This window comes from Desulfopila sp. IMCC35006 (assembly GCF_005116645.1).
In the GTDB taxonomy this organism is placed as follows: domain Bacteria; phylum Desulfobacterota; class Desulfobulbia; order Desulfobulbales; family Desulfocapsaceae; genus Desulforhopalus_A.
Genome location: NZ_SWCM01000009.1, coordinates 117776 through 130921 on the forward strand (window position 1 = coordinate 117776; position 13146 = coordinate 130921).

Sequence of the window (13146 nt, forward strand, 5' to 3'; positions counted from 1 at the left end):
CGGAATATCATATATATGCCTGTGGTTAAATTCATCGAGAGCCTCTATTTAGAACAAAATATCTCATTTCTGAACAGTCACTAGACGATAAAAATTCATTGAAATAGTGGAGAAGTTCATGAAAGAAGAAACCCGCCACTTCGAGACCGAACTGGCTGTTGTCGGCTCGGGCCTAGCAGGATGTGCAGCATCTATCTTTGCCCTGAACCGAAAGATCAAAATTGCCCAGGTCGGCAATACCGGCGCCGTCGCGTATACCACCGGCTATCTCGATCTGCTTGGCGCAGTTGAAGAATCTTCAAAGGCCGTCGAAAATCCATGGGATGGCCTGGAATTATTAAAAAAATCGCACCCCGACCATCCACTCAGCCACATCCCGGCACAGGATATAGCCGAGGGTTTCCGCCAGTTCACCACCTTTCTTGGCGAGTCCGGTATCGCCTACACCGGCCCGCAAGAAACGAATATTACCGCGCTCACTCCCGCCGGAACACTCAAGAAAACCCTCTGTGTACCAGCCACCATGGCGGCCGGCCCGCAGGCGTTTGCCGCACAGCGACCTTGCGTGATTATTGATTTTCACGGCCTGAAAGGGTTCAGTGCCCGCGAGGTGGTGGCCAATCTCCGACATAAATGGCCACAGCTCACTGCTGCACGGGTCGATTTTCCGGATATGGAGAAAGGGGAAATCTACCCGGAAGTCATGGCCCGCGCCCTTGAGGTGGCCGCAACAAGAACACGGCTCGCCGAACTCCTGCGGGAAGCGGCAGGTGAGATCAAGACTATCGGCCTTCCAGCCCTGCTTGGCATGCACACCCCGGATCTGGTCCGCAGCGAGCTTGAACGCCTGACCGGTCTTACCATCTTCGAGATTCCGACCATGCCGCCGTCGGTGCCGGGGATTCGTCTGCGGGAGATGTTTGAACAGGTGTTCCCGCAAAAGGGCATCACCCTCATCCCGCAGCAGAAAATCACCGCCCTCAGCTTCGCCCCAGACCGCGCACAGCTCAATCTCAGGGACAATTACGGTCCCATCGTCATCCATGCCAAGGCAGTCATTCTCGCCACCGGACGCTTTTTGAGCGGCGGCCTGGAGGCTCATATCACCGGCATAACCGAACCCTTGCTGGATTTGCCGGTGCACCAACCTCCATCGCGTACCGACTGGTATCGCGAGCAATATACCGACCGCCAGGGGCATTTAATCCATAAAGCCGGAATCGAGATTGATGCCTCCTGCCGGCCGCTGGGCAAAAACGGTACCCCCTATCACGAACGGCTTTTTGCCGCAGGCATCATCCTCGCCCACCAGGACTGGATTCGTGGCCGCAGCGGGGCCGGCATCGCCATCGCCACAGCCTATAAAGCGGTACAGGCCGCCGAAGATCTTTTGCACGCACGCATATAAGTGCCCGAAAGAAAAAGTGATACTCTCATAAAAACTTCATCTTGGGGATGGCTAAGTAAAAAACTTCATATGCGAGGCGTAAGATTTTTTTACGACGCCATCAGGATTGATTATGTCGGATAAAAAGATACCCACCATCAACTTTAAAGAAAAAGCCATCGAACTGCTGCCGGAAGGAGCAAGCTTTGATGCCTGCCTTACCTGCGGCCTCTGTTCGTCGGGCTGCCCTGCCTCGGGAATCGAAAACATGGACCCGAGAAAATTCATCCGCATGGCCATGCTTGGCATGAATGAAGAATTATCGACCACACCATGGGTCTGGTGCTGCACCCAATGCCGGCGTTGCCAGCATGTCTGTCCGATGAATATCGATATTTCCCAGCTGGTCTTTATTGCCCGCGGCAACTGGCCGCAGGAGGCAAAACCGGCCGGCATCGTCCGCTCCTGCCAGCTTATTCGCTCCACTGATTCGACTTCCGCCATGGGGCTGCCGCCCGATGATTTTATTTTCGTTGTCGAGGACGTGCTGCAAGAGGTCCGGGAAACCCAGCCTGCCTTTAAAAATCTGCAGGCACCGATGGACAAAAAGGGAGCGCACTTCTTTGTCAACCAGAATTCCCGCGAACCGATGAACGAGCCGGACGAGATGGTCCCGCTCTGGAAAATATTCGATATGGTTGGTGCCGACTGGACCTACTCTTCCAAGGGGTGGGCGGCAGAGAATTTCTGCATGTTCTCAGGCGACGAAGAGGCCTGGTACGAAGTCATCAAAACGAGGGTTGATGCGGTCAATGCCTTAGGCTGCAAGGTCTGGCTGAATACCGAGTGCGGCCACAGCTACTATACCATGTGGAATGCGATAAACCGCTTCGGCATGGAGGCCGATTTTCAGCTGGAAAGCCTGATCACCTATTATGCCAGATGGATCAGAGAAGGGAAATTGCCGGTCAATAGTGACTGGAACACCAACAACATTACCTTCACCGTGCAGGACCCCTGCATGATAGTGAGAAAGGCTTACGGCGACGCCATCGCCGAGGATATGCGCTTTGTGGTAAAGAGCCTGGTGGGTGAAGAAAACTTTATCGATATGCAGCCAAACCGCAGCGCCAATTACTGCTGCGGCGGGGGCGGCGGTTTTCTCCAGGCGGGCATGACCGAGCACCGGCGAACCTACGGCAAACGAAAATTTGACCAGATCGCCGCAACCGGTGCCGCCTACGTGCTCACCCCGTGTCATAACTGCCATTCCCAGATGGAGGACATCGGCCATCATTACGGCGGCAACTACGGCGTGGTCCATTTCTGGACACTCATCTGCCTTTCGCTTGGCATCCTTGGCGAAAATGAACGGACCTATCTCGGACCGGATCTTTTGGCATTGATCGACTGATGTATCGGGAATTTTTCACGCACACGTTCTCTTATTTCTGATACGGCACAAACTTCAGCGCCGTAATCGTCACGTCAACCGGCGCCGGTTCGTTGTCGCGGCCAAAGGCAATCACCAGTCCCCGGGTTCCGGCCAGCCCGGGGGTGGCCGGCAGCGGAATGGAAATTTCTTTTTCCTTCTCCGGCGACGCGTCAAACCGGACATATATTTCGTTGGCGAATTGCTGCGGCACATAGGGGCCGGACGTAACCTTTTGCAACGTAATAAGTGCATGCTCGAGCGGGACCTTCGCGCGATACCGGATATGCAGCTCGCCGCCCGACATATTGACGCCGCCTGCCTGCGGCACCGTCAAGGTGACCCGGCCATTCTGCAAGGGACGGCCTTCGATGCGAAACGAATGGTGGTCACGGGAAAGTTTGATCGGGCTGCCATCACTCGTCCAGGAAACGATTTGCACCTCCGGTACCAAAAAATCCATGGCGTCCCCGGCCGCATACCAGGCCAGCAGCTTGTCATACAATCCTTTTCCTTCGAGATAGCGCCGCATAGCATCCGGCGCGGAGCCAATGGTGCCGAGAAGAAGAGCGAGTGTATGGGCCGTGGTCTGGTATTCGATAGCGGTGCCGCTTTTGGTGTCATAACCTTCCCACGGCCCGTGTTCGGTAAAAAGACGGGATATCACCGGCCAGTTGGTCCCCAGAAAACGCTCAATCCTGTCCGGCGCAATCTGGCTGGCAGCCCCCAGAGAGTAAAGCGACGGCGCGGTCGTGATGCGCGCCTCTTCGGCAATGGCGATGTCCGGGATGCCAATGCGGCCGGTGTATTCGACGCCCTGGCCGCTATAGGCCTCCGACAGGAAACCGGGCAGGTTATTGCGGGCGGCGTAATCCAGCTCGATGTCCACCGTATCACCCAGAATTCTGCGCCAGGCCGGATTGTCCAGTTCCTGCATAAACAGGGTCAGGCCGAATGATTGAAAGGCCGATCCTTCCCACGTGGCCAGCGTATACATGTCACCTCCTGCCTGCCTGCGATACGGCTTTATCTTGAAACCCGCGTTGGCCACAGCCTCTGCCGGAAAGCCATAGCGGAGCGTGACGAACAGGAGCGGTCCGCGGAATTCGTTCACCAGATAATTCATATGCCCGACAACATAATTACCCGCGCCATCCTCCCAGCCAAACAGGCGGTCACGCGTGGCATCCCAGCCGAAAGCAAAGGTCCCGGTTTTGGTGTCAAATAAATGTTCATACCCCGGTTTTTGGTTCTCCAGAAACGTCTCCAGCCTTCTTCGCAGCCCGGCAATGGCGGGATCGTCCTTACATTCCGGATGCAGCAGCGCGCCGATGGCCTTGGCCACGGATGCCGAGAGATTGGCGTTGTCGCCGAAAACGATCTGCACCACCCGCCTGTCCATCAGCGCCAGGACCCGCGCCTTCATTGCATCGTCCGCGTAGGGGGCCAGCGGGCCATCGAAATTATTCTTGCCGTAGTGCGCGCTTCTTTTGATGTCCGCCTCGCGGCCGTTAAGGCGGGGGATAATCCAGCCCTTTTCGCGCATTCCCTGCCACAGGGCCTCGGCGGTTTGCGGTCCGAAAGCGTCGACAAATTGCTGTTTCTCGAGGATTTCCGACAGGGGGGGCAACCGTTGCGAATTGTCAAAGCCGATGAAATTCACCAGCAAACCCAGGGCGCTCAGTCGCGGGTCCTGCTGGTCCTGCAGCAGGCTGTCAATACAATGTGCCAGCTGCTTCTGGGCCTCGACGCGAGACAGATACGGGTTGTCCGCGTACCCGGCTGTGATGTTGGCCAGCAACTCCAGCCACTCGCCGATGGCGGTCAATTGGGTGAATTGACGCAGGTAAAGGCCCCGTTTCGGCTCCTGGTTCCAGCCTTCAAAGGGATACCCCGACGTCTGGTCGGTCATGAGCTCGGCGGCGCCGGCATAGCGCAATGCGTTCTCGAGCAGCAGCCTGGTGTGCGTGTGCGCCGGATTGACCTTCGGAAAATTGAACGGTGTCGGCTGGCACTGCGCCGTCCGGCAGACTGCCAGCAGCATCAGCAACATTGCCGGCAGCAACGCGGCCAATACCAACCGGCAGACTCTGTCTCGATACCGCTTGCAGCTGGCTGTAATGTGCGACCGGTTCGACTTCAGGCCTTCTTGTTGAACAGTTTTCCAATGCAAATCAGGGTACCTCCCGCTGCACGTGCAGAATTTTCAGATCACCGCGAGGCAGGGCCATGTCAGCGGGCAACACCACGCGATTGTTGACCAGCGCCGCACCAATCACCCCCTCGCAGGCTTGCCGCAGCATCCAGCCCGCAGCGCCGGTGTAGCCGTTCCATCCCATGCGGCCCGGTTCAAAGTGGGTGAGCAGGTCCGCTGCCTGCTTATTTGGCTGGCCGCCGTACACTTCCATTTTATCAGGTGCTACGTGCGAAAGCGGCGCGATTTTGCGCCACAGGCGGATCGTGGTATCACGATACAACTGCGCCGTCGCAAGTTCGCCGTCAATTGCGCACTGCTCGGCGAGCAGCCGCGCGGCACCAATCAGCCACTGCACACCGTGGCAATACATGCCGTTCTCCCGCACCCCTTCCGGATAATGGCTGCTCCGGCCCAGATATGGCCGGGAATCTTCGCGCAAGGCCGGCCAGCCCAGCAGAATGACGTCGTCGCGCTCAAGCAATCGCAGAGCGGTATCGAACATGATGCGACCGCGCTTGCGGTTGATACCGGACATCACCGCCCAAGCGGCGGTCAGCGCGTCTATCTCCCAGACACCGCTGCCCTGGACCCCGATTTCCGTGCCGTTATCGTGGATCGCCCGCAAATAGCGGTCGCCGCGCCACATCTCTTCGATGGCGGCGCGCAATGCGTCCAGACGCTTACAATACAATTGCCGCCGCACAGCACCTTTACGTTTTTCGATCACCGCGAGGAGATCTTCCAGGATTCTGTGCAGGAAAAAACCCAGCCAGACACTCTCCCCGCAGCCTTCGGAGCCGATGGCATCCAGTCCGTCGTTCCAGTCGCCCGTGCCGATGAGCGGCAGGCCGTGCACGCCGAGACGTTTTGTCAGAACCAGATCAACCGCACGCAGCACATGGTCGAGGAGCGTCTCTTCACGGGGCGAGACATGGGCGAACAACCCGGTACCGTGCCGACCTTCGGGCAACGGCGGCAACGGGGTTTCTGCCGCAAGATACGACAGCTTCTCATCGAGAATGGACTCGTCGCCGCTCAGGCGCACATAGTCGGCGGTGGCCCAGCCGAGCCAGAGCAGGTTGTCGGAGGAATGGGTGCGCGCCCCCAGACCCGTACTGCCATTCTGCTGGAGAAAGAACCAATGCAGCACGTCGCCCGCAAGAAACTGCTGCCGCCCGTGCAGCAAGATCTGCCGCCGCGCCAGGGCCGGGTCCACCCAGAGTAAATTAACCGCATCCTGCAGCTGGTCGCGGAAACCAAACGCACCGCTTGCCTGGTAAAACCCTCGGCGCGCCCAGAGGCGTTCGGCGAGCGCCTGGTATATCAGCCAGTGCAGCTGGCGGTCGAATTGCGGGTCGTTCGTTGCAACCTGCAGGGGCCGCATCATATCAAGCCACCAGGCACGGGTGGCAGCCAGCTTCGCCTGTACAGCCGAAACCGTCCGGCACCGCGCTGCAACCGCATCCGCCTGGTGGTGCGTATCGCTCTGGCCGAGGGTGACCGAGATCGTGCGCGACTCGCCGGCGGGAATGACCACTGTGACGAGAAAACTGGCGATGGCTGTCAGGTCATCGGTTGGCCCGTCCCACGGTTCGCCACTCTCCACCATTACCGGATGAGCAGGAAGACGGCCCGGGCCGAAGAAACAGCCGCGCCGGGTCTCAATTCTCTCCGGCGTCTCGGAAATAGCCACAAACGCCGGACCGGAACGAAAACTGTTGCGGGGATTGGTGAAAGAGATGGTCCCGTTGGCCGCATCCACTTGAATATTCAATGGTCCGGAGTTTTCCGGATGGTCGGCGAGAGTCATGCGGAAATACGGCGCAAGGCGGATTTTTCTGGGTGCATCGCCATCATTGCGAAGAGTGAGCAGATACAATCCTGCCGGCTCATCGGGCGGCACGAACACCGTCAGTTCCGTAGCAAGCCTGCCGCGCTGCATCGAAAACGTCGCTGTCCCGTCCAGGCCGAAATCGGTTGCGTAGATGGCTTCAGTGTCGCGCAGCGGCAGATACGTGGGCGAGAGCCAGAGCCGCTCCTCGACATCATAGAGGTAGAATAGTTCCGACGGCAGTTCGTTGGTCACCGTGTCGGCCCAGTCCGTCGTGAGCCGGTTCTGCTGTGCGTTCAGGCTGGCCGAGCTGTGCAGTCCGCGATTGGTCACGCAAAGAACGTGGCCGAGCGCGTTCGCCATCGTGTGGTCGAACGGGCGCGGCGTGAACGGTGTGTTGACCCGCAAGGTGTTGCCGCCATCGGAGAAGGCACAATATGGCAGCGGGGTGCCGGGGGGAATTTCACCGTGGCCGATATGCGGTTTGGCCGGAGCCTCGTCATCGCCGTTTTTCTCACAGTACGTCGTTTGGGGATCAGCCTGATGAGGCAAATGGAACGAAATTAAATCCACGACATGCTGCCGATCTTCGACGCAGCCCATCAAGAGTCGCACGGTGCCGGACGCACCACGCGCCAGGGAAAGGTTCAGCAACAAGCTGCCGATGGCATCAAAGCTCGGACACGCCTCCGTGTTGATCGGTTTTAAAAACGCGAGCGTCTCCAGCACGCGGGGCCTCCACAGACAGCCCGCCCGACCGATAAAGTCGACGCGCCCCTGTAAAAATCCATCCGGTGGTGTTCCCGCCGCCAGGAAGCCGATCTGTCCAGTGTCGTGATGCTCCGCTATCAGGGCATTTACGCCGGCATCGTAATGTAATTCGTGGAAAAGACGGTTGTACTGGGTGTGATTGCGGTCGGCCTGCGGGGAATTCAACACCCATTCCAGATACGGCACAATCCCCAGTTCACGTGCACACAAGCCTCGATTTGTCACGGTGATTTCCCAGAGCTCGACGGCCTCGGCATCTGCCGGCAGGGTGACGCGGACCACTGTCTCGATTTCGCTCTCCGTCTGGCGCAGAACAAGGCTCGACGCATCCATTTCAGCCACCGCAAGCGGGGCGATCTCCTCCGGGAAATTGCCGATCACCGGCCACGACTTAGCCACCCCGGATGGCATCTTTTCGACCACAAACAAGGCACGGCCGGCAGGCTCGAGACGGTCGTAAGCCCGTCGGGTGAGATCGAAGCCATTTCTTGCCAGGGTGCCGGTGATTGCCCCGCTACATTGCCATTCGACGCCATATGCGAGATTGTCCAGCCGGAATCTGCTTGGCCGCCCTGCCGCAACAGGTGAACGCCAGGCGCGGAAACAAAAGGAGGCACATCCAACCGCGAGCCCTGCGGCCATGCCCGCCAGCACCACCTGCAGGATTGAACAGCTTCCCACAATTGCCACCAGCCCGCCGCCGGATGCCTTCTGGATGGCTTCGGACTGCGACCATGCCCAGTCCCAATCCTGTCCCCGCGGGATAAAAAACGGGATCAGCAGCGGCGCCCAGGTCGTGAAGCGTTTGATGCCTTCTGGAATACACCGGCTTGCCGACGCCGCCGGGCCGATGAAGCGCGCAAATCGTTCATCAAGCCGGTCCATGCCGATAAAGCTGAGATTGACGAGTGTTGCGACGCGCAACCCCATGTGATCAATCCAGATCAGAATACGGAAGAAATCGTAGGCAAGCACCCACATGAACACTTTCAGACTCCACGCGTGAAAATCTGCGGAGCTCGAGGTCCCAGCCTGGAAAATGCAGACAACGGTGTGAATCGCGCCATCCTGATTATACCAGGTCGGTTCGGCCATTTGTTTGAGGAAGGTGAAAATAATCGGCGCCATCCACAATCCCCAGCGCAGGACTTGAATCGTGCCCTCGGTCAGTTCGACTGCGCCCTGACGGGAAAACATCCGCCGGATCGGCGCGGGATCGCGCTGAAACAGCGCGGTAAGGAACGAACGGTTGATGGCAAACAGCCAGGCCGCAACGCCCCAGCCGATAACGCCTTTCAACGCTTCATTGAACAGCAGTTTCGCGCCGCCGGCGTAGGTGCCCAGCTGAATGTGCCCCCACTTGCTGACCAGTGGGTAAAATTCATCGGCCACCGGGAGCAGCCCAAAGGTATTGTACAACTTGAGCTTATCCAGCACGACGGGAATTTGCGTGGCATCGAAATAAAAGGCGAACGCACCACCGACAAATGCGCCCAGCGCGCCTTCCACCAGATAGAGGCGCCATGATTTGAGTCCGCCGCAGTTGCGTACCCCGTACAGCAGATCGCGCAGCACACTGACCCCGGCATAGGTCAGCGCGCCCGCGGCCAGACCAAAGGCGATACGCTGGGCAACCGGCAGCGCGGGGAGATGGACGTTCAGGGCGATGGCGCAGGCGATGCCAACGACCAGGCCGCGGCCCGCCAGCATCGGCTGTAAAGAGGCACTCAGGGCCCGGCGAAAAAACGACTGGCTTCCGTCAAAACTTTCGATGATTGTTTTGCCGAGGGGAAACGCCATCGCACCGACGACGGCCAACAGCAGCACTGGAAAACCATGATAAAGAATCTGCACGACCGTTGCCTCGGCGACGAGGTGGAGGAGTTGTAGAAACGTCATCAGGACACCGCTGAAAATCATGCCCTTTTTCATCCCGCTGACAGCATGCCCTTTCATCGTGGCGTATGTCGGCGCTCGTCCGTGCATTCCATCCATGAACATCCCGGTCACCAGAAAGACCTCGGCCCACAAGGCCCCCTGGGAGAGCAGGGTGGCAAGAACTGCGGCAACCGGTTGCAAGGCACCGGGCAATCCGGCGGCGAAATTTCCTGATCCCATATCCGCCACGCCCGGAGCAAGGATCGATGCGACAGCAGCCAACAGCAGGCAGAGATGCGCGTACGCGCCGGTCAGCGGACGGCGGGACGTGGTCAGAGCAAAGGCCTGGGCCAGGATGACGTTGAACAGCAACAGCAGCAGCCCCCGGCCGATTCCCGCGTACCAGGCTGAAGAAACCGGCAGCAGACCCCCGGTTATAAGTGTGCCCAGGGAAACCGCCAGCTGCTCCGACGGCAGGGCGAGCGGCAGGCCCAGGGCAAAAGGAATAAGTGTGATCGCCGTACCCATAACGACGTCCAGGTGTTTTCTTGAGCTCAGCAGCCGGTAGGTGCTGGCAGACTGATAGAGCAGATAAAAAACCGTCGCGGCAATGGGGCTCAGGTGGAAGAGTCCGGAAATATTCTGTGGTGCCTGCCAGAGCAGCATCTGGCTCGCTGAAGCACCAAGGAGCCCGGAAAACACAAAATCCTGGATCGCTTCGCCAGGCGTCAAGAGGCGCCCGGTCAAAATGACTTTCAGAATGCCGGCGGCAATCACTGCCGCAAGAGCCGGGCCGAGATATCGCCAGCCAGCTGACGGCGAAATTACATTACCGGGTGCATATGCATAAAGCGTAAGCGCGCCGGCAATAATCAACACCGCGGCAAGGCCATAGCCTAAGTCATGGCTCAGTGACCGACGCCAGGAAAAGCTCGAATCGGGGACGGATCTGTTCCGAAATGTATTTTGGCCGGATTCTGGAGGCATCAAGGGGAGAGTATCAGCGGCAGGGAAGATTGGTGATAAACAATCATTTTCCAGGGGGGCCATACAACATGGTCTCCCATCCACAAAATCTTTGCTTCGGCAACACCAAATTATGCTTGCATTACCCAGTCAGCGAAAGTTTTGCAACTTTTTTCCCTGATTAAAGCGTCGCAACATGTTTTATCCGATTACCCCTGATGTTCAGCTACTGAACCGGGGTGTCCTCGAGACATCAGGGTTGTTCCTCAACCGTGCCGTTTGCAGCACTCATGAGCACAATATCAACCCTGCGGTTCTGCTTTCTGCCTTTTTCGGTGCTGTTGTCGGCTATCGGCCGGAATTCGCCATATCCGGTCACCGAGAGCTTCCCCGGAACAAAGCCATGTTTTTCAATGAAAAGATGGGCCAGACTGGTTGCCCGGGCGGTTGAAAGCTCCCAGTTGGAGGGGAAATTCTGCGATCGCATGGGCATATTATCGGTATGACCCTCAAAACTGACGGCGTTGCTGTACGGATCGAGTGATTCGGCAATTTTATCGAGAATAACCGAAGCCTCCGGCTTGAGCGTCGCGCTGCCCGAGTCGAAAAAACCCGCCTCTTTCAGGCTGATTACCAACCCCCTTCGGGTTATTTCCAGATTGACTTTATCGAGGTCATGCTGCCGGGCCAAAAACCGCTCTATCTCTCCCTCAATTTCCTTGAATTCCTTTGTCGTGGCCTGGACTTTCCGGGTGCCGTCCTGCTGCGCCTTTGGTTGCTCCGGATGCTGCATCGCTGGCGGCATTGCAGGGACAGGCATAAAATCGGTCTTTTGCAGAATATCCGGTTTACCCGACGATGACCCCGCCATGACCCCAAAGGCGCTGCGGTAGGAAGCGGCAACCTCATCCACCTTTTTTTTGTCGGTCTGCGACATGGCGTACAGGGTGACGAATACTGCAAACAGCAGGGTGATGAAGTCGCCATAGGAAATCAGCCAGCGCTCATGGTTCGCCGGTTTTTCCGGTTGTTTTTTTCGCGCCATTTACTTCCCCCCTTCCTCTACCGCGGAGGCATGCCCCTTGCCGCCCCCCGCCAGGTAGGACCGCAGCCGCACTTCGATAAATCTTGGATTTTCTCCGTTCTGGATGGCAACGATGCCAGCAATGATCATCTCCTTATGCAGCACCTCATCCTTGACGCGGTGCTTTATCTTGGTGGCGGCCGGCAGACAGAGGATATTGGCGATGATCAGTCCGTAAATGGTCGCGACAAAGGCCACGGCGATTCCAGCACCCAACTTGGAGGTGTCTTCCAGGTTGCTCATAACATGGATGAGACCAAGCACCGCACCAATAATACCAATGGTCGGGGCGTAACCACCTGCCGCCTCAAACCACTCGACACTCATCTTGCTATGCTCCTCGGCGGAGGCAAGGTCAATTTCCATCAACTCTCTGATATCCTTAGGTTCGACCCCATCCACAGAGAGGGAAATGGCTTTTTTCATGAACGGGTCTTTATGATTCTCTGCATCCTGCTCAAGGGAAATTATGCCGTTTTTGCGAGCCTTGCCTGCATAGGTGCAGATTTCGGCGATGAGTTCATCGTTTTTCCCTGAAGGAACAAGCAGTTTTTTGATGTCCTTTAGAGCCTGAATAGATGTGGACATCGGAAAACTGATAAGAGTCGCCCCCAATGTGCCGCCAAAAAGGATCAGTGCAGCCGTTGGCTGCACGAGGGCATTCAGGTGCAGCCCCTCAAGCGAGGCACCACCGATGACGGCTCCGAGGCCGAAGATCAAGCCAATAATAGTCGCTAAATCCATAGAGTACTGCTCGAAACACTGTTAGAGGGAGGGGGATTGCCGAGAACACGGGCAAGAACTGTAACGGTATACAGAAAGCATATCGCGAAATTCAGAAAAAATAAAAGAGAAATCTGAGATACTTTAACAATTGCTGAAAATAATAGTCATAATAACGGAGCGTATACCTTTATCTGCAAAAAAATACAGTTATTCTTCTTAGTTGCGACCATCAAATGATCATCTCACAAGTCGTTTCCGGTGAAGAAAGACGATGGCGGAAACATTTGGCAACGCCAGGGTCATAACAAAAAATTCGCCGAGGCGCCTGCTTACTGCTGCCTGGACTGGTGCAGAATGCGCACGCGATAGGCCACGATTTTTTCGATGATTTCTTCTACTCGCTCCCGTACCAGATAGTGGTCGTCATTGAGCAGGGTAATGACCGTATCGGGGGTCTCTTCAAGGGTTTTGATGAGATCCGGGTTGAGATACAGTTCAGAGTGATTAAGGCGGGTCAGTTTGATCATGCGATAGCTAATAAAAAGGAAAGACTCGATTGGACCATACCCAGCCGCCGATATTGCAGGCTGCAAGGATTGTTATAAGCTTGATGTGTACGTGCATGCACGAGTCAACAACTGCAATGTGCTTATATAACGAGCTAGGCAAGGTTTTGCAAGAATTTTCCCAACCACTGCGTCGCCGGCGTTTTATGAGAAAAGTCGTGCAGGCCTGGGCATGATCTGAAGCAACCCAGCCCCGGTGTCCCGCAACAGAGGAAGAATACCGGTTCGCATTGCGACGATAATAAAGGGGGGTGATCTCCAATAAATAGTACTTGACCGCTATGCAGCTCTTTTGTACTCATATTATC

Annotated in this window: 7 protein-coding genes; 2 read left to right on the forward strand and 5 right to left on the reverse strand. The window is 56.9% G+C overall.

What is annotated here, in order from left to right; all coding sequences use genetic code 11:
- The first annotated feature begins 118 nt into the window (after positions 1–118).
- Together glpB and FCL47_RS15700 are read left to right on the forward strand one after the other, a co-directional pair.
- Complete coding sequence (gene glpB / locus FCL47_RS15695; RefSeq protein WP_136814475.1) at positions 119–1408, forward strand: glycerol-3-phosphate dehydrogenase subunit GlpB; 1290 nt, start codon at positions 119–121, stop codon at positions 1406–1408.
- 112 nt (positions 1409–1520) lie between these two features.
- Positions 1521–2801, forward strand: a complete 1281-nt coding sequence (locus tag FCL47_RS15700) for a (Fe-S)-binding protein (protein ID WP_136814476.1) — start codon at positions 1521–1523, stop codon at positions 2799–2801.
- Between the two features lie 31 nt (positions 2802–2832).
- Here FCL47_RS15700 and FCL47_RS15705 read toward each other — a convergent pair whose 3' ends face one another.
- From FCL47_RS15705 to FCL47_RS15725, 5 genes are all read right to left on the reverse strand, one after another.
- Positions 2833–4992 carry a hypothetical protein gene (locus FCL47_RS15705; protein WP_136814477.1) on the reverse strand — a complete coding sequence of 720 codons (2160 nt, stop codon included), beginning with the start codon at positions 4990–4992 and terminating at the stop codon, positions 2833–2835.
- Between the two features lies 1 nt (position 4993).
- Positions 4994–10546 carry a GH36-type glycosyl hydrolase domain-containing protein gene (locus FCL47_RS15710; RefSeq protein WP_136814478.1) on the reverse strand — a complete coding sequence of 1851 codons (5553 nt, stop codon included), beginning with the start codon at positions 10544–10546 and terminating at the stop codon, positions 4994–4996.
- Positions 10547–10715: 169 nt separating this feature from the next.
- A complete protein-coding gene (locus FCL47_RS15715) occupies positions 10716–11507 on the reverse strand; it encodes a flagellar motor protein MotB (protein WP_136814479.1) in 792 nt (263 codons plus the stop codon).
- Positions 11508–12290, reverse strand: coding sequence for a flagellar motor protein (locus FCL47_RS15720; protein WP_136814480.1), 783 nt, complete (start codon positions 12288–12290; stop codon positions 11508–11510). It lies immediately after the preceding gene.
- Positions 12291–12601: 311 nt separating this feature from the next.
- Entirely contained in the window at positions 12602–12799 is a 198-nt protein-coding gene (locus FCL47_RS15725; protein ID WP_136814481.1) for a flagellar FlbD family protein, read from the reverse strand.
- Positions 12800–13146: the final 347 nt, after the last annotated feature.